The organism is Neolewinella aurantiaca (assembly GCF_008014675.1).
In the GTDB taxonomy this organism is placed as follows: Bacteria; Bacteroidota; Bacteroidia; order Chitinophagales; family Saprospiraceae; genus Neolewinella; species Neolewinella aurantiaca.
Genome location: NZ_VOXD01000003.1, coordinates 245,541 through 264,214, shown reverse-complemented (window position 1 = coordinate 264,214; position 18,674 = coordinate 245,541). Strand labels below are relative to the sequence as shown.

General features: G+C 51.7%; 17 protein-coding genes. 6 read left to right on the top strand and 11 right to left on the bottom strand.

Features of this window, described 5'->3' with window-relative positions:
* Positions 1-6: 6 nt before the first annotated feature.
* The 10 genes from FUA23_RS03360 to FUA23_RS03315 form a co-directional block, all read right to left on the bottom strand.
* On the bottom strand, positions 7-390 hold the full coding sequence (locus FUA23_RS03360) for an ankyrin repeat domain-containing protein (RefSeq protein WP_147929294.1): 384 nt from the start codon (positions 388-390) through the stop codon (positions 7-9).
* Positions 391-574: 184 nt separating this feature from the next.
* A complete protein-coding gene (atpG, locus tag FUA23_RS03355; protein WP_147929293.1) occupies positions 575-1,465 on the bottom strand; it encodes an ATP synthase F1 subunit gamma in 891 nt (296 codons plus the stop codon).
* An 81-nt stretch (positions 1,466-1,546) separates the two neighbouring features.
* Complete coding sequence (gene atpA, locus FUA23_RS03350; RefSeq protein ID WP_147929292.1) at positions 1,547-3,130, bottom strand: F0F1 ATP synthase subunit alpha; 1,584 nt, start codon at positions 3,128-3,130, stop codon at positions 1,547-1,549.
* Positions 3,131-3,192: 62 nt separating this feature from the next.
* Complete coding sequence (gene atpH / locus FUA23_RS03345) at positions 3,193-3,735, bottom strand: ATP synthase F1 subunit delta (RefSeq protein WP_147929291.1); 543 nt, start codon at positions 3,733-3,735, stop codon at positions 3,193-3,195.
* An 8-nt stretch (positions 3,736-3,743) separates the two neighbouring features.
* Positions 3,744-4,256: a F0F1 ATP synthase subunit B gene (gene atpF / locus FUA23_RS03340; RefSeq protein WP_147929290.1), complete on the bottom strand. Its 513-nt coding sequence runs from the start codon at positions 4,254-4,256 to the stop codon at positions 3,744-3,746.
* A 120-nt stretch (positions 4,257-4,376) separates the two neighbouring features.
* A complete protein-coding gene (gene atpE / locus FUA23_RS03335; protein WP_147929289.1) occupies positions 4,377-4,574 on the bottom strand; it encodes an ATP synthase F0 subunit C in 198 nt (65 codons plus the stop codon).
* Between the two features lie 80 nt (positions 4,575-4,654).
* Entirely contained in the window at positions 4,655-5,965 is a 1,311-nt protein-coding gene (gene atpB, locus FUA23_RS03330) for a F0F1 ATP synthase subunit A (protein ID WP_147929288.1), read from the bottom strand.
* A gap of 271 nt (positions 5,966-6,236) precedes the next feature.
* Positions 6,237-8,303: a putative porin gene (locus FUA23_RS03325; protein WP_147929287.1), complete on the bottom strand. Its 2,067-nt coding sequence runs from the start codon at positions 8,301-8,303 to the stop codon at positions 6,237-6,239.
* 138 nt (positions 8,304-8,441) lie between these two features.
* Positions 8,442-8,711: a hypothetical protein gene (locus FUA23_RS03320; protein ID WP_147929286.1), complete on the bottom strand. Its 270-nt coding sequence runs from the start codon at positions 8,709-8,711 to the stop codon at positions 8,442-8,444.
* A gap of 49 nt (positions 8,712-8,760) precedes the next feature.
* Positions 8,761-9,699 (bottom strand): aspartyl protease family protein, encoded by a 939-nt coding sequence (locus FUA23_RS03315; protein WP_147929285.1) that lies wholly within the window; start codon positions 9,697-9,699, stop codon positions 8,761-8,763.
* A 412-nt stretch (positions 9,700-10,111) separates the two neighbouring features.
* Here FUA23_RS03315 and FUA23_RS03310 point away from each other — a divergent pair, with 412 nt between their 5' ends.
* The 6 genes from FUA23_RS03310 (at position 10,112) to FUA23_RS03285 (ending at position 17,490) form a co-directional block, all read left to right on the top strand.
* Complete coding sequence (locus FUA23_RS03310) at positions 10,112-11,725, top strand: CTP synthase (protein ID WP_147929284.1); 1,614 nt, start codon at positions 10,112-10,114, stop codon at positions 11,723-11,725.
* 33 nt (positions 11,726-11,758) lie between these two features.
* Positions 11,759-12,463, top strand: a complete 705-nt coding sequence (locus tag FUA23_RS03305; RefSeq protein WP_147929283.1) for a CatA-like O-acetyltransferase — start codon at positions 11,759-11,761, stop codon at positions 12,461-12,463.
* A 238-nt stretch (positions 12,464-12,701) separates the two neighbouring features.
* Entirely contained in the window at positions 12,702-13,415 is a 714-nt protein-coding gene (locus FUA23_RS03300; protein WP_147929282.1) for a DUF4332 domain-containing protein, read from the top strand.
* Positions 13,416-13,656: 241 nt separating this feature from the next.
* The gene (glgB, locus tag FUA23_RS03295) at positions 13,657-15,567 is read left to right on the top strand and encodes a 1,4-alpha-glucan branching protein GlgB (RefSeq protein WP_147929281.1); all 1,911 of its coding nucleotides are present in this window, start codon (positions 13,657-13,659) and stop codon (positions 15,565-15,567) included.
* A gap of 203 nt (positions 15,568-15,770) precedes the next feature.
* Positions 15,771-16,721, top strand: coding sequence for a ParB/RepB/Spo0J family partition protein (locus FUA23_RS03290; RefSeq protein WP_147929280.1), 951 nt, complete (start codon positions 15,771-15,773; stop codon positions 16,719-16,721).
* Positions 16,722-16,776: 55 nt separating this feature from the next.
* Positions 16,777-17,490, top strand: coding sequence for a DUF5683 domain-containing protein (locus FUA23_RS03285; RefSeq protein WP_147929279.1), 714 nt, complete (start codon positions 16,777-16,779; stop codon positions 17,488-17,490).
* A 49-nt stretch (positions 17,491-17,539) separates the two neighbouring features.
* Here FUA23_RS03285 and FUA23_RS03280 read toward each other — a convergent pair whose 3' ends face one another.
* Positions 17,540-18,577 (bottom strand): sterol desaturase family protein, encoded by a 1,038-nt coding sequence (locus FUA23_RS03280; RefSeq protein ID WP_147929278.1) that lies wholly within the window; start codon positions 18,575-18,577, stop codon positions 17,540-17,542.
* Positions 18,578-18,674: the final 97 nt, after the last annotated feature.

The following is an 18,674-nucleotide window of genomic DNA, read 5'->3' as shown; positions in this document are numbered from 1 at the left end:
GGTAATCTACTTAGCTCCGTTTGCTTTCAGCAGCTCGATTACGTCGGTATGCTTGCCCATATTCGCAAACGTGAGGGCCGTGCCCATTCTCTCGATGGAGATATTCACATCAGCCCCTGCTTCGATGAGGTAACGGGCAATATCAGGATAGCCCTTGAAGCATACACCCATGAGCGCCGTGCCGGTACCGCTGACAGTGTTGACGTCAGCCCCTGCCTCCACCAAAGCCTTAACCGACTCCGGATGATTAAGGTAACCGGCAAGCACGAGTGGAGTAGAGCCACGCTCGTCGCGGGCATCTAAAACGGAAGAGTCAGCACTAACAGCAGCGGTGATCGCTGCGGGGTCATTGTTACGGACAGCCGTGAAAATTGTTTGCTGGGGAGACATAACAGAAATTTGAAGTATTGCAGATGAATGCAATAACCCGTTGAAGTCGAAAAGGGTTGATGAAAAGAGGAAGGTTGCTTCCGCCCTGAACCGTTCAGGTCAGTGCAGCAAATGAAAAAACGGCTTCCGGTGATTAACCGGAAGCCGTTTCAGCATCTCATAATGGTTGCCGTTAACCGGATTCTTAGCCTGCTTCAAGCGCAGCAGCACCAGAAACGATCTCAAGGATTTCGGTTGTAATCGCCTCCTGACGCGCTTTATTGTAGCTGATCTTCAGCTCTTTCAGCAATTCAGATGCGTTTTCAGTCGCTTTGTCCATTGCGGTCATACGTGCACCGTGCTCCGAAGCATTGGTGTCGAGCAGGTAAGAGTGGAACTTCGTCTGAAGAATCGTAGGAACGAGTCGCTCCAATAATTCTTCTTTGCTGGGTTCGAAAATGTAGTCAGCCTTAGCGTTGCTTTCGCCTTCTTCCTCCTTGTTTTCAACCGGGAGAAATTGTTCGGAGATCGCGAACTGAACCGCTGCGTTACGGAAGCGGGCGTAGGCTACAAATACTTTATCGTACTCACCGGCAGCGAAGCGGTTCATGATCAGTTCAGGAACTTCCTTGGTTACCTCAAAGGAGAGGTCAGAGAGTAGTTCCTGAAAGTCACGGTTTATCGTTACGTTGGCCTTCTGCGCGTAGTTGCGCTCGAAGAACTCAGCTCCTTTCTTACCGATGGTAATGATTTCGAGTTCTTTGTAACCCTGAAGTTCATTCTCGATACTGGAAACAGCCGCCTTGATAACGTTCGTGTTGAACGCACCAGCCAAACCACGGCTGGAGGTTACAACCACCACACAAGCTTTCTGTAAAGGGCGGACATTGTTGAATGCTGTCGACGCGTCCCCTTCCAGATTGCTCAGGATATTGGTCAGCATTTCACTCAGCTTCAACGCGTAGGGGCGCATCTGAATGATTCGCTGTGAGGCGCGGGACATCTTAGCCGCCGAAACCATTTTCATGGCACTGGTGATCTGCTGGGTGTTTTTCACCGATCCGATCCGTTCCCGTACTTCCTTTAAGTTAGCCATTTGTTAGTATTTTAGTTCGTTGGTAATTTGGTGTTTTGGTTCGTTGGTGCAAAGAGACCAACGAATCAAAGAACCAACATACTAAGAAAACTGTGGTACAAGTCCTGCAGCAACTTCGTCCAACTTAGCCAGGTCGGCTTTGTCGAACTTCTTAGCGCGGAAGTTCTCGAGTACTTCGGGAATCTGGCGCTCTACCTCGCTGAGGTAGAGAGTTTCGAATTCCTTGATTTTGTTTACGGGCACTTCAGCCATACGGTTGTTGGTACCGAGGTGAATGATGGCAACCTGCTTCTCAACCGAAACGGGAGAGTATTGCGGCTGCTTAAGCATTTCCACGTTACGCTTACCTTTCTCGAGGATGTTCTGGGTAGAAGCGTCGAGATCGGAACCGAACTTAGCGAAGGCTTCGAGTTCGCGGTAAGAAGCCTGATCGAGCTTCAGCGTACCGGAAACTTTCTTCATCGGCTTGATCTGAGCCGATCCACCTACGCGGGATACAGAGATACCTACATCGATCGCTGGGCGAATACCGTTGTTGAACAAGGTAGAAGTAAGGAAGATCTGACCGTCGGTAATGGAGATTACGTTGGTCGGGATGTATGCGGATACGTCACCAGCCTGGGTTTCGATGATCGGCAGAGCCGTCAGGGAACCACCACCTTTCACGATACCTGCTTTGCTGAGGCTGACGGGAAGGTCGTTCATGCTTTGAGCGATCGCATCATCGTTGATGATTTTTGCGGCGCGCTCCAGCAGGCGGCTGTGAAGGTAGAATACGTCACCTGGGTAGGCCTCACGTCCCGGAGGACGACGAAGCAGGAGGGATACTTCACGGTAAGCAACGGCCTGCTTAGATAGATCATCGTAAATGATCAGTGCAGGACGGCCTGTATCGCGGAAGAACTCACCGATGGCGGCTCCGGCGAAGGGTGCGTAGAACTGAAGCGGAGCGGGATCAGCTGCAGATGAGGAAACGATGGTAGAGTAAGCCATTGCTCCGTTTTCTTCCAGCGTTTTAGCGATCTGAGCTACCGTTGAAGCCTTCTGGCCACAGGCAACGTAGATACAGTAAACGGGCTCACCGCGCTCGTAGAATTCTTTTTGGTTGAGGATGGTATCGATGGCGATGGCCGACTTACCAGTCTGGCGGTCACCAATGATAAGCTCACGCTGACCACGACCAATCGGAATCATGGCGTCGATGGCCTTGATACCGGTCTGCAGCGGCTCAGTTACCGGCTGGCGGTAGATTACACCGGGAGCTTTACGCTCCAGTGGCATTTCGTAAGTGGTACCGGTGATTTCGCCTTTACCGTCGATCGGAACACCGAGGGCATTTACAACACGGCCAACCATGCCTTCGCCCACCTGAATGCTGGCGATACGGCTGGTACGGGAAACGCGGCTGCCTTCCTTGATACCAATCGAAGACCCCATGAGTACAACACCAACGTTGTCTTCTTCAAGGTTAAGTACGATGGCCTCAGTACCGTTTTCGAACGATACGAGTTCACCTGCTTGTGCGTTCTCGAGACCGTAAACACGGGCGATACCGTCACCAACCTGAAGTACGGTACCGTACTCTTCCAGTTCGGTGGCGCTGGTAACGCCAGCAAGCTGCTGCTTAATGATTCCGCTGATTTCGTCGGGCTTGATTCCAGCCATGGTTGCTATGCTTTAAAAGATGCTTAGTTGTTGTTGAGGGGGCGCGCACGCGGGTGCGGTGCCTAGTTAACGAGCTCTTTTCTGATCTCGTTGAGTTTGTGTGCAACGCTGGCGTCGTACACTTTACCGTCGAATTCAAGGATGAACCCACCGAGAATGGAAGGATCTACCTTGGTTACGATCTCGATATTGGCCTCCGTCTTACCGGCGGCGGCGAGTTGAGACTTGATCGTCTGAAGACTGCTGTCGTCAAGCGCGGTAGCACTGGTGACGTTAACAGTAGTTATCTTGTTGAGACTTTTGTACTGCTCGTCGAATGCATTCAGAATGCCCACCAGGTCAGCTTCCCGTCCTTTACCGATAAGCGTGCTTACGAAGGTTTTGGTCAGTTCCTGTGCTCCTGCTTTATCCAGCAGCTCAGCAAAGATGGCCTTCTTCTTCGTGGTATTGATCACGGGGCTCTGCAGTACCAGCGCCAGGTCACGGTTGGCACCCATTTCCACGAGGCTGTCTACGTCACCTTTGATGGCGTTAAGTTCGTTGCGCTCCAGCGCCAGGTCCAGCAATGATTTAGCGTAGCGTGTAGCTACTTGTTGATTGGTCATGCCAGGAATTAGTTGAGGTTATTCACCAGTTCGGATACGAGGGCTTTCTGAGTAGCGTCGCTCTTCAGGTCCTTACGGATCACCTTCTCGGCGATATCGAGGGCCATTGCACCTACTTCTTTTTTGAGGTCGGCCATGGCAGAGTCGCGCATGTTGGCGATTTCGCGCTGTGCGTTCTCAGAAACCTTCTGCGCAGCTTCTTTAGCTTCGTTGACTGCATCGTCACGACGTTTCTTAGCAAATGCTTCAGCCTCGGCAACGATGCGGGTGCTCTCTTCACGGGCTTCAGCCAGCAGGCGCTGGTTATCTTCCTTGAGTTGGGCCATCTGGGCCTGTACAAGCTTAGCCTCGTCTATAGAGTCCTGGATGTCGTTTTCACGCTTGGTCAGCGCCTTGGAGATAGGCTTGAAGGCCACTTTACCCAGGATAATCCAAACGAGGAGGAAGAAAATCGTTGTCCAGAAAAGCAGACCGGGATCAGGCTTGATTACGCTGAAGTCGACAAGAAAAAGATTGAACATAGTTTCTTAGTTAAAAGACAGTAAGCTGATTTTTTCAATTGTTGCAAAGGTTGAACCGGCACCGCCGCCAAGCGCGGTTCGGTAGCCGGTTCGTTCTTTGCGTATTGCAGTTCTTATCTATTATCCGTTGGACAGAAGGCCAACAACAATAGCGAAGAGTGCGGCACCCTCGATGAGGGCGGCGGTGATGATCATGGCTGTACGAATGTCGCCAGATGCTTCTGGCTGACGCGCGATGGATTCAGTAGCTTTGCTACCGATCATACCTACACCAATGCCAGCACCGAGTGCTGCAATACCTGCTCCTAAAGCTCCCATTTGTATGGAATTTAAAAGATTGAAAAAATGAGTTATTCTTAATCACGACCAGCCATCGCCGGAAGCTTATTGATTTTATCTTAGTGGTGTGCTACTGCTTCAGCATGAGCACCTCCGTGGTGATGATCCACCGCATGGCTCTCATCGTGGTGATCGTGCTCCTCCACAGCTGCTCCGATGTAGCTCGCAGCCAGCATCGAAAAGATGAACGCCTGCAGGAATGCTACCAGCAGCTCGATCAGGTTCATGAAGGCGGTGAACAGGCCTCCGACAAATGCGCCGGTTGCTGCTCCTCCTACGTTTGTTCCGTTTTCTCCGAAGACGAACACCAGACCGATGAGGCTCAGAATGATGATGTGCCCCGCAGAGATATTGGCAAACAGACGAATCATCAGTGAGAAAGGCTTGATGAAGAGTCCGAGAATTTCCACTACCGCAAGTACCGGCTTAACGAAAACAGGTACACCCGGCATCCAGAAGATGTGTTCCCAGTAGTCTTTCTTACCGTTCAGGTTAGTGACAATGAAAACGATTACAGCCAGTGCCATCGTTACACCGAGGTTACCAGTAACATTGGAGCTGCCCGGGAAGAAAGGAATCAAACCAAGCAGGTTACAGAACAGGATGAAGAAAAAGAGTGCCATTACGAAAGGCTGGAAGCGCTCGTAGTGCTTTTCGCCAATCATTGGGCGGGACACCTCATCGCGGATGAAGACGAAAATCGGCTCCATGAAGCTTTGCAGCCCGGAAGGAGCTTTGCCTTCGTTTTTCTTGTAGCCACGGGCTACAATAGAGAAGATGATGAAGAGCAGGATCGTAGCCAGCAACATCGTGAATACATTCTTCGTGATGCTAAAGTCATAGAAACTGGTAATACCTCCACCGAGGACGCCACCGTCCAGAGTGGATGGTTTGTCGAGCATGTACTTTTTACCGTCGTGCATCAGGTAAGCAACATCCTTCTTTTTGCCGTCAACCGTAACTACATCTTCGTGAATAGGGTGCTCACCGGAGAGGTGAACGTGGCCCGAGGGGAAAGAAGGGTCAGCTACCCGGTTTACGCGACCGTGGTTGAGTACGTAACCATCTACGGCTTCGTGGCCGTGATCGAACATGCTGCTCAAACCGAACTTGAAGCCGTGCTCGGGTGCGTAAAGAATGACGGGAAGAGGGATGGAGTAATGCCCCAGAATATGGAACTCGTTGGCATCAGCAATGTGGTGCATTACGGTACCAACGGGATCGTAAGCGGCCTCACTTCCATGAGCGCCACTATCCTGTTCCGTTAGTTCGGAGGCATGTCCGTGATCATCAGTGTCGTGCTGAGCATTGAGGGTTGTTAATCCAAAACACAGAACCAGCAAAAACAGAGCGCGCAGGGCCAATTTCATAAGTAGAAATTTTCGGGGCTTCCCCAATTGAGCCGCAAAGGTACATAGGGTTTACATATTATGCTAGCTATACAAAGGGTTTTTTAGTCTGCTTCTCCATCTGCCGGTAGCAGCGCCTCTTTTGTGCTGCTGTCGGGGCTGATTTGAGCGTAACGATTATGAGGCGTTTTCATTCAGGCTCCGACCTCATCGGCCTCCATTGCACCTGCGCCCGCGCCCCTGCATGAGCCGTCCGGCGGGCTGTACGTTGAAGCTCCGTTGCCGCAATACACTAATCAAGGAGTCGCCAACTGAACCCAAACCGGAGCGCTTCGTCCGGGTAAGGATGATCCGCCGTCAGGTACAGCAAATTATCCGGTTGCACCAGATTATTAGCCTGAACGTATTTCACGAAGAACCGGAAACGCGTCACCCGCATACTGAAGAAGGGATCTACCTGGTACTGAAAACTGCGTGACTGCCGGTCTTGCAACTGAAATTGCTGAATGACTGGATTGTAATAGTACGGGCTAAAGGCAGAGGCGTAACGGAGGTCGAGACCGAAGTTGACATCCAGCACCTTGAACCACTTTCCGGAGAAATAAAAACTGTGCTCTCCATAAATGCGCGGCAGCCGGAAGACATCCTGATCTGCTTCCTGCAGCAGCAGGCGGTTGGTCAGGTTCCAGCGTCCAAAGTGCAGGTCGCGCTCCAGGGTAAGCTGCAGCAACGAGTTCACATCACTGGCTTGTTCCGGCCGGCCTTCTGCATTGAAGAAAACGTAATCATTCAACAACGAGTACGCCAGTCCGGCCCGAATTTTCACTACGGGAAGCGTGTAGGCGCCTTCCAGCCGCAGCTCAAGGGTTTTACCGAAGTCGTTGTCCCAAACCGTAGTGCCGTTAAGGCGGTAAACCTGCTGCACCAAATCGGGCGCATAAAGCTGGTTGAGGGCCTTGAGCTCTAATTTCCCGGCCTTGCCCAGGTCCAGGGTTCCTTCACCTTCTACCCGGTAGTCCCCTGTTTGCCCGACAAGGTTAAGCTGCCCCGAGACCAGTAAGTTGAGGTTGTCGTTCGGCCGCAGTCCGATCCGGGCGTGCGCCAGGAGGTTGTTTACCGTAGAGTCTCCGTCTTGTTCAATGTTATGGTACATATGGGTAAGGCCCGCTTCCAGCACATCCTTCTGCACCGTAGCCTTATCGGCTGATGTACCCCGCCGGAAAGTTGAAATCGTAAAGTCGTTTTCGATGACTTTATGGCTGATCTGGTTTCTGACGCCACGTGTATCGAGCAGCAGGTCGGGAAAGTCCACGTAGAAACTCAGGGTGTCGGCATTATCGGGGTTAAGTACTTCGCTTGAGACACGGTAGCGGCGGCTATCGTATCTAAACCGGTGGCGCAGCGTGAAAGCACGTCTTTCCCGTCCCGAAATGGAATCCACCTTGCCACCGAACTGCAGGTACTGGGTTGCCATCAGTTCCCGGTAACTGTACCGCAGGCGGGTTTCGTCCAGATAGGGTTCCAGGTTAGCGATGTTACTGATTTCTCCTCCGACTTCATTTCGCTGAAAGGAAGAATCGACAATGCCGCCATTTTGAAGTTGCTCGTAGGTATTAGCAGCAAAACTGAAGAACCCGCTGTACTTGCTTCCGGGTGGCCGGATACTGAATCCGGTTGCTACGTGGGTGTTTCTCAGGGCCTGCCCCGGGTATTGATCCAGCTCGCCCTGCTGGTTGATGCGGCGGTAATCTATGACCATATTTACACCATCAGCGAAGTTGCGGCTAAACTGTGCGATGGTCTCGCTGTCTTCCTGCTCGCTCTCACGTACGTGAGAGAGGTAAGTGAAGGGATGCTCCAAACGGTAGTATTCCAGGTCGCTGCCGGTGGTCTGGTAAAGATCGAACTGGCGGAAACCAACCGTTGTGCCCGATCTTCGCAGCGCCTGGTAACGAAGAGGGTAAGCTGCCCCACCCCGCTGGCCAATGGTTGCGTAGTCAAAGTCGACCTTACGATCCGGTTCGTACCGTTGGAAACCGTCAAGCAGGCTGTCCCGCCAGTTCGTTTCCGAGTTGGGGTTATCTACGGTATAGTTGAAGATGCCGAAAGTGTCTACAATAGCTTCGCGTTGCTCCTGAGGTTCGCCCCGCCGGTCTTCAGAAGCATCGTAGTCGGGATCACCCTCCACAGGACGTGTAGAAGCGGAAGGGTCGATAATCTGTCCTGTAAGCAAACCGGAGGCCACCATCAGCAGGAAGACGACAGTAGCGTAGCGGGCAATGACAAATGCGGGCGCATGCACGCAGGATGCAATGAGAGGTACAGTAGAATGTTGGGGAGATTGTTGCTCCAAGGTCAATTCAGAAACTCTTTTGTGAGATTCCTTGCCGCAAAGAAACGACGAATGAGAAGAACGTTGCCCGGCACTTCTGCCGTTAGGACTTTCTTAAGGTGAAAAAACGAAAATACAGTACCCTTCCGGCAGGAAAAGCTACCACTAAGCAGGTTCAATCGGTCCTGATGCATCCTGCAATCCGCCGGTCTTAATCTGCAACTCGTAGGGCAATTCGTGGAATGCCGTGCGGGCCAGGGCTTCTAGCTGAGAAGGATGCAACGGATTCGGAGAAGGAACCTCCTGATGGATACTGAGCGGCAGCACCTGACCTTTCAGCTTACCAAAACGGATAGCAATGCCCAACCGGCTGTTGCGGACGATGTTAGACAAAACCTTTGCCCGAAAACGTTCTGGAAACTGACTTAAATCCATGGCTACTTTTATGAGGTGACGATAACTTAATATTTAATTGCGGTTAAATTTACCACAAATTAATTTTACGGCGCTTATAATCTATGCCGACTACATAATCGGTAAGAAACACGGATCCTAATATTCCGGAAATAGCTCTTTCGCCGGGAGACTGTAAATGACTAAGGTCCATAGCGACGAAAGTGGTCTCGGGTTGCGCCTCTCCTGCCAACTGCAGGTCAGAGATAGTAACGATCTGATGGTTTTTATTATCTCCGTCTAAGCCCTGAACGTTCATCTCTGAACCGGTAGGCGTAAAAATTTTGCTGAGCCGTTTATCGATCAGGTTCGTGCCTGCGCCGGTGTCTATAGCAAAGCGTAATTTTTTCTTACCCACCCGGAGTAAGATCACCGGAAGATGATCGATGTATTCGAATTTCACGGCAGTAACCGGTGCCCGGCCTTCATGCCGGGGCTTACGGGAAGACTCCACCAACTGAAACTTACGGTCGGGGAAGTCGATTCTTACCTCGCCATCCCTGAGAATTTTGTGCCCCACGAAACCGTCGATGGTTTTACCCATTCGTTGTTCCATCCCGCGGAGATCCATCGCAATGGCCCAGTGTTTGCCTGTGTTTCGCCCTCCCATTTCGAACGATTCGATACGTTGGTTGCTGAGATCGACAATCCCTCCGGCGGCAACACCAGTCGGTGCAGGATTACCCACCGCGGCCCCGCGGTTATTAAGCAGCAAAGTCGGCGCACCGGTATCGAGAATAAAACTACCTTGTTTGCCGTTCACCCGTGCTTCGAAGAAAATCATGTTACGGGTAAAATCGAAAGCAAGTTCGTTGCCAGCAGCTGGCATTGCTTTTTCAGAGGTTGCCTCAACGGTATTTGCCTTCAGGAATGACACTGCACCCTGCGTCCGCGCCGCAGTTGAAAACAGCATCAGTACCGCACAGAGGGCAAAAGTTTGAACCGACTTGAGGAAACATTTTATTAACATGATTGCAAGTTAATACACACCAATGTAACAATTAGTTCACATTGAGTTAACATTGCGATCCATTTTAACATATCGAAGAGTCGTCGGTCGAATCTTTTACTACCCTAATTATCAGGCTGATGCTCCATTTATACCTCCGTCTAATACACGAAAAGCTTCACGGGAGGGTCAAGTGCGGTGAATGTTGCGCTTGCTGTAAAGTCGGCCGGCAAAAGTTTCCTGAAAGGAAACCCGCAAGTGAAGAGCTCTGCCGCTGAAATCAAAAGATTTCCTGCCGGTACAAACCCCGGCCGAGTTTCAGTCTAAAGCTTTATGAGAGGGATAAGACTGATATCAATCATTCTATTAATCTGTTATTCTGCCGGAATATCCCCCGCGATAGTCTACCTTTGTGTCCCGTAATTTCTGATACATGAGCAAGTATATATTCGTTACGGGCGGGGTCACTTCTTCCCTTGGTAAAGGCATCATTGCCGCTTCTTTGGCTAAGTTACTGCAAGCCCGCGGTTTAACGGTCACCATCCAAAAATTCGATCCCTATCTCAACGTCGATCCGGGTACTCTGAACCCCTACGAACACGGTGAATGCTACGTTACCGACGATGGAGCCGAGACCGATCTCGACCTCGGGCATTACGAGCGGTTCCTGAACACCCCAACCAGCCAGGCTAACAATGTCACTACCGGGCGGATTTACCAGACGGTGATCAACAACGAGCGTGAAGGCAAGTACCTCGGCAAAACCGTGCAGGTAATTCCCCACGTCACCGACGAGATCAACCGCAGGGTCCAGCTGCTCGGCCAGAGCACGGAATACGACATTGTGATCACCGAACTCGGTGGTACGGTCGGAGACATCGAATCATTGCCCTACGTGGAAAGCCTTCGTCAGCTGCGCTGGGAACTGGGCCGCGACAACTGTGTAGCTATTCACCTCACTCTCCTGCCCTACCTGGCTGCGGCAAAAGAGCTAAAAACCAAACCGACCCAGCACTCCGTAAAAGAATTACTGAAAGCAGGTATTCAGCCAGATATTCTGGTGGTAAGAACGGAGCACCCCATCGACGACAGCATTCGCCGGAAACTGGCTCTTTTCTGTAACGTCGAGAAAGCCTGCATCATCGAAGCAATCGATGCAGAAACCATCTACGATGTACCGCTGCACATGCTCAAAGAAGGCCTTGATGCTCAGGTGATGAGTAAGCTCCGCCTTCCGGACCGGAAAGCCCCGGACCTGCGCCGGTGGAAAAACTTCCTGGGTAAGCTGAAGAATTCTACGGGAGAGGTCAAGATCGGCCTCGTCGGGAAGTACAACGAGTTGCAGGATGCCTACAAATCGATCTATGAAGCATTCATTCATGCCGGTGCCATCAACGAGTGCAAGGTAAACGTTATCCCTGTCCACTCTGAGCAGCTGGAAGGCAACGAAGAATCTATCGCTAAGACCCTCAGTCAGTTCGACGGGGTACTCGTAGCACCAGGTTTCGGTGAAAGAGGTATAGAAGGTAAGATCCGCGCCATTAAGTACATCCGCGAAAACGAAATTCCTTTCTTCGGCATTTGCCTCGGGATGCAGTGTGCCGTTGTGGAGTACAGCCGCAACGTTGCCGGAATTGAAGGTGCAAGCTCAACGGAAGTAAGCGATACAACCGAAGCCCCGGTGATTTCCATCATGGAGGAACAAAAGAAAGTTCAGAACATGGGCGGAACGATGCGCCTGGGCGCTTACGCTTGTACCCTGAAACCGAAATCCATCGCAGCGAAGGCATACGGCAGCACCAAAATAAGCGAACGCCACCGGCACCGCTATGAGTTCAACAACGATTACCTGGAACAACTGAAAACGGCAGGCCTCCGGATTACCGGTATCAACCCCGACACCGGCCTCGTTGAAATCATTGAACTCAAAGATCACCCTTACTTCATCGGAGTCCAATTCCATCCGGAACTGAAAAGTACGGTAGAAGCACCTCATCCCCTGTTTGTTTCTTTCGTAGCAGCGGCAATGAAGCAGCGCAGCAAGTAAACAAGCGAGAGGAACGGCTTACAAAGTTCTATCATGAAAAAGATACAATTCGACGAACACCGTCAGGCTCACTTTGCTCATTTTAACAGCATGGCCAATCCTCACTTCGGGATCACGGCAGAAGTGGACATAACGGTGTTTCTCGATTGTGTCCGGCGTTCCCCTACCCTGCGCTTTACGCCTGCGATGGTTTACCTCATCAGCAGAGCTGCTTTGGAGATCGTACCGTTCAGGTGGCGCATACGCAGGTGCAATAATGGGGATAAAGAAGCAGTGGAGATCGTTGAGCATTCCAACCTCCGGCCGAGTTTTGCTGTCCCGACGGCAACATCCTCTGCGTTCAGTTTCTGCACCGTGGATTATAACGAAGACCCCCTCGCCTTCCATACCGCTGCAGAAGCCGTGATGGAGCGGATGAAGCACGAGCCAAGCTTTGAGGATGAACCGGGAGCAGATGACTATCTCTTCCTGAGTACCTTCCCCTGGGCAAGCTTCACCAGTGTCACCCACGCGATGCCCGCGGCGGATCAGGGAGACAGCGTTCCCCGCATTGTGTGGGGTAAGTACCACAAAAAAGACAATAAAGTGATGATGCCACTGGCGGTACAGGCGCACCATGCTGTAGTTGACGGAAGCGATCTTGGGCGGTACTATCAGGAAATACAGCGGCTTTTTGATAAAAGTGAAGAAATTTTAAACTTTTTTCAAAGTAATCACCCACCTCTCTCCCGAAGATAAATTTGGCTGTAACAAGCTCTTTACCAGACTTCTTTGCTCATAGTCAAAAAAACAAAATTTATAAGTGGAAAACAGGAACAAGCCTGTTTTACACCGGAATAAGCCTTCCCAGCGGGTACGTTAAAACTCTTTGAGAGTCAGATACTTCGACCTAACTTTGCTTTCATATTGGTGTTAGTATAAAAACGACACTAAGCCCAATAACCTATACCATCACCAAAATTTCAATCACATTATTATGATTAAGAAGTCATTCGTAAAATCCAAGAAGCAATACAAGGTTACTTTCGAGGTGCCTTTCGAGCAGGTTGGCGCCAACCGCGACGTACGGGTTCTTGGAACTTTCAACGGCTGGAGCTGGGACAAAGGCCTGCCGATGTCTAAAGGAAAAAGTGCTTATAAAGCAGACATCAGCCTCGTCCCCGGCGAATACCAGTTCCGTTACCTGGTAGACAACCAGGAGTGGAAGAATGACTGGGATGCCCCTGGCTACACTTCCAGCGGCTATGCTTCCGACAACTGCGTTCTTACGCTTGAGGAAGTTGCTGAGGTAAAGAAACCAGCCGCAAAAAAAGCCGCCCCGAAAAAAGCGGCTCCCAAAAAGGCCGCTCCCGCAAAGAAAGCTGCCCCGGCTAAAAAGGCTACCGCCAAAAAAGCTGCTCCCGCAAAGAAAAAAGCAACCAGCAAAAAAGCTGCTGCTGACGACCTGAAGCGTATCGAAGGTATCGGTCCCAAAATCTCCGGCCTGCTCAACGACGCCGGCATCGTAACTTTTGCCGACCTCGGTGCTGCAACGCCCAAGAAACTGGCCGATGTACTTACTGCTGCCGGTGCCCGCTTCCGCCTCGCTAACCCCAGCTCGTGGCAGCAACAGGCCAAACTGGCCGCTGCTGGCAAGACCGAAGAGCTCAAAAAGCTTCAGGACGAACTGAAAGGTGGCGTAAAGAAGTAAGCTTCTTCCCGGACGCTCAGTTGCCGGAAATCACCAAAAACGAAAGAAAGCCGTCGTTGCAGATCACTGTAGCGATGGCTTTTTTTATAAGGTTGCGTATGTTTGGGTGCCAGGTTTACCGCCCGAAAGCTCAATCTCCCACGAAAGGTCCCAGATCAGCTAACATCCCGCCCTTTTAACGGTTACTACTACTTTAAGGCCCCGTGGCTAACCAGACTTTTTCAAAATCCACCCTACCATAATGAGTACTCCTTCTACCGTTACTGCACACAGCTTATTTTCAGATTTCGACATCAGCCTGTGGAAGGCTGGGAAAAACTTCCGTGCCTATGATAAATTAGGCAGTCACGTTATTGAGGTTAATGGAGTTTCTGGTACATATTTTGCCGTCTGGGCTCCCAATGCCAAGTACGTGGCGGTGGTTGGCGACTTCAACAGCTGGAACAGAGGGACCCACCAACTCAACCCCCGGTGGGATTCGAGCGGAATCTGGGAAGGCTTTATCCCTGATATAGGAAACGGAACCATCTACAAATACGCCATTGACGGCCCCAATGGCCGCTGGCTCGAAAAAGGAGACCCTTTTGCCCGCCTGTGGGAAACACCGCCGAAGACTGCCAGTATCGTTTGGGATACTTATTTTGAGTGGGACGATGCCGAATGGATGGAAAACCGCACAGAGCATAATGGTATCGACAAACCATACTCTGTCTACGAAGTCCACCTCGGATCGTGGAAAAAGCCAAAGGGCCACGAAAGCCTCAGTTACCGCGAGCTGGCCGTCGAACTTGTCGACTATGTCAAAGAGATGAATTTCACCCACGTGGAATTCCTCCCGGTGATGGAGCACCCCTACTTCCCAAGCTGGGGATATCAGATTACCGGTTACTTTGCACCCTCGAGCCGATTTGGCGGCCCGCAGGACTTCATGTACCTCGTGCAGGAACTGCACAAAGCCGGCATCGGTGTTATCCTTGACTGGGTGCCGAGCCACTTCCCTACCGATGCACACGGTCTCGCCGATTTCGACGGCACGCACTTATTCGATCACGAGGATCCACGCCTGGGATTTCACCCCGACTGGAAGAGTGCCATTTTCAATTACGGGCGTAACGAAGTCAGGTCCTTCCTCATTAGCAACGCCCTCTTCTGGCTAGACCGCTACCACGTGGATGGGTTACGGGTCGATGCGGTAGCCTCGATGCTTTATCTGGACTACAGCCGTAACGCCGGCGAATGGATCCCCAACGTATACGGCGGCAACGAAAACCTAGAAGCCATTGCCTTCCTGCGCGAATTCAACGAAGCAGTTTACCGGGAATACCCCGATACTATGACAATCGCCGAGGAGTCTACCAGCTTCTCCGGAGTATCACGCCCCATCTATGTCGGAGGCCTCGGCTTCGGGCAAAAATGGATGATGGGCTGGATGCACGACACCCTGGCCTACTTCAAGAACGACCCCGTTCACAGAAGCTACCACCACGGCGAGCTGACCTTCAGCCTTGTCTATGCCTTTACGGAAAACTTCATGCTTCCGCTCAGCCACGACGAAGTCGTGCATGGCAAGGGGCCGCTGATTGACCGGATGCCGGGAGATGAATGGCAGCGTTTCGCCAACCTTCGGACGATGTACGGCTACATGTACACCCACCCGGGCAGCAAGCTGATGTTTATGGGAGGTGAGTTCGGCCAGACGACCGAATGGAGCATCGAACGAGGACTCGACTGGAGCCTGACCAAGTACACCCCGCACAAAACGCTGAGCAAATACTTCTCCGACCTCAACAAGATTTACAAGACCACCACCGCCCTGTACGAACAAGCCTACGACCCCAAAGGGTTTGAATGGATCGACTTGGGCGATCACCAGAACAGCATCCTGACTTACCTCCGGCGCGGGAAAAAGGACGACGACACGGTTGTTGTGATCAACAACCTCACCCCTACTGTCCGCAACAAATACCGGGTAGGCGTACCGGCCAAAGGCAAATACTCCGTGCTCCTCAACAGCGACGACGCGCAGTACGGCGGAACGGGCAACTACGAGATCAAAACGCTCAAAGCCGTACCGTCGGAGTGGAACGGACGGCCTTACCACATCGAACTGACCGTGCCGCCATTGTGTACGGTAATTCTTAAGCAGGGATAACGGAAGGTGGACAAAGAAGAGACCGCCATCTAAAAGACCGCCCCCGAAGAAATGATATATCCCGGAAGCGGCCCTACGAATACCCCTAAGGTATTGCTCTCGGAACTTTATGCAAAGTGTTACCCAAACGTTACGGTAGCTGTTGTTTTTCCTTAGACCATGTTCGTTATCTTTGCCGACCCATCTAAAAATTAAGATCTGATATGGCTAAGGCAAAACCCGTCCCACGAAAAGCAAGTAAGGCTCAAATCGGCTCAGGCCTCGACGCCCTCTTTGGTGGTAAGCGGTTAGACAGCAAAGAAGAGAAAAACCTTGACAAGGCAATCGCAGATGCTCCTAAGGAGACCATCGCTGCCCTCAGCAAAGATTTCGCCTATCTGTCTGTCGATAAAATTCACGCCAACCCGGACCAGCCCCGAAAGGAATTCGAGGAACAGCCCCTGCAGGAACTCTCCGAGTCGATCAAGGTGCATGGCATCATTCAACCGATGACGGTTCGCCATATGGGCGATGGAACCTACCAGATCATCAGCGGTGAACGGCGCTTCCGTGCAAGTCAGTTGGCGGGCCTTACCGAGGTACCTGCTTTTATCCGGACACCCAACGACCAGGAGCTGTTGGAAATGGCGCTGATTGAGAACATCCAGCGCGAAGACCTCAACCCCATGGAGGTGGCCTATTCTTATTACCGCCTGTCAGAAGATTACGATATGACCCAGGAGCAACTCGCCCAGCGGGTTGGGAAGGGCCGGCCGACCGTTGCCAACTATCTTGGTATTCTGAAGACCTCGCCTAAAGTACAGAAAGCCATCCGGGAGAAAAAGATCAGCATCGGGGTCGCAAAGACTTTCTTCGGCATAAAGGACATTGCGCTTCAGGAAATGTTCCTCAACGAGATCCTCACGAAAGGTGAAAGCTGGAACGTCCGCAAAATTGAAGAAGAGGCCAAGAACTACAAAAAGAAGAAAACCTCCCGCCCGGTTCGCCAGCCCGAGAACGAAGACCTGAAGACCGTGAAGGTTGCTTTTCAGGACTTCTTCGGCACGAAGCAGGTACAGGTAAAGTTGGACGGCAAAACGGCCAAATCCGGTAGTATTACCATCAAATTCACCAACCAGGAAGAACTGGAAAGCTTCTATAAATACGTGGAGTAATGGTGTTAGCAGGTAGTTAAACCTCTTTGCCCAACCCACGTAACCAGACGAAAGCGTGTCTTTCCCTTACATGACTAATCTCAACCGCTACGGTACTTGCACATTTTCTGCTATCCTGAGGATAGCGATATTACCCTCATTGCTCTTCGTCCTTATTTTTGCACCTGCGGCCGCGCCGGCACAGACCACTGGCCCCGTAGAAATCGATACCGCGGCGGTCGTGGCCATTGATACGCTGCCAACCCTGAAAGAGCTGAAAAGGAACCCACGCAATGCTTTACTCTGGGCGGCCATCCCCGGCGGAGGCCAGGTCTACAACAAGCGCTGGTGGAAGGTCCCGTTGGTTTATAGTGGCCTGCTCGGCCTGGTGGCATACGCCGATTTCAACCAAACGAGTTACCGCAGGTACACCACTGCCCTCGAAAACCGTTGCCTCGGACAGGCCGATGATTGTGTGGTTACCGAAGACGAGTTCCCCGCCGACCTGGTCTCTGACAGTGCACTGCTCCAGGCGCGCGCAACGGCCGACAGAGCCCGCCAAACCGCCTATATCGGTATTTTTGTGGGCTATTTGCTTCAGGCCGTAGAAGCTTATACCGATGCACACCTCCAGGAATTCGATATATCGGATGACCTGAGTGTACGCCTCGGCCCGGTCGTACAACCCGACGGAATGATGGCCGCCGGGCTTACCATTCCACTCGGAAGCGGGCGAAAACTAAACAGAGAAGTCGGTGAAGTAGAGCGCCTGAAAAGTATGGCACGTTAATTCCCCCTTAATACGCCCGACTTAACCAACGAATAAAAATCTCTGCCGTTTAATCATCATCCCCCATCAACGGAGGAACCCCAACCGACTGCCCGACAAAGCCTGCCGGGAATTTCTCTACCCCCTCAAACCCGAGCTCGAGCTCGGCATCATCGTAGGGTTGGTAATTTGTGCCGAAGATGTAGTCCCAGATCGCGAGGGTAAGGCCAAAATTAACACCATACCGCCGCTCTTCAGGGAGTGACTTTGCGTGGTGCCAAAGGTGCATTTCCGGGCTATTGAAGATAATTCTCATAACCGGCCCCAGCAGGACTGCTCCCGCTCCGAAACCGATCAGGCCTCCGGCAAGGGTAGTCAACCAGTTAGGGTCAGCAACGACGGCAAAATCAAAGCTTCCACTCCCCATCGCCAGGCCCACTAGTCCGGCCACAATACCGCCCGTAATCCACGAGGGCGGCCGGATGTTAGCATGGTTGTAGTGCCCCCACGCTAAACTGAACAGATGAATGATGAAGAAATCGTAGAGCCCGATCCCCAAAAGGGCCAACGGCAGGTATTCAATGGTCCGGTAAACGACTGTCTCCATCCAGTGGTAGCGCAAGTGAGCGGCAAACCCCATTTCCTGCACCGAGTGATGCACCTGGTGAAAGCGCCATAAAAAATCGGAACGGTGCAGCAACCGATGTACCCACCACTGAATAAAATCCCTGACAAAGAAGCCTAGCAGCAGCACTGCCCACAGCGGCCAGAACCGCATCGGGTTGCTGGCCTGCAAATCAAAACCTCCCGTGAGCCAGCTGATTCCGTTGTTGATTATGTCCACCACGACACTCGAAGCCGCATTGTAAACCACCAGTGAAAAGAGAAAGAAGTTGAAAAACATGTAGAACAGGTCAAGAAAAAAGTCCTTCCGCAAAACGGCCTGATTTCTTCTCCAGGGAACTACAACTTCAAGAACGAAGAACACCAACGACACCAGAATCAGCGCGTAGAAATACGATGACCACTGCGGCTGGGTGATGTCATGCCACAGGTAGTTCGCGTAATCCCGGTAAGCGTTCACGATTATTTCCCAGAAATGATACATAGCTATGCTCTTGATTTATGTGCAGATCAGGTTCTCCCCGGCCAATGTTCCGCCATTGAACATTTTGCAGCCACGGTAGTTTTGCCCACTGTTCCTA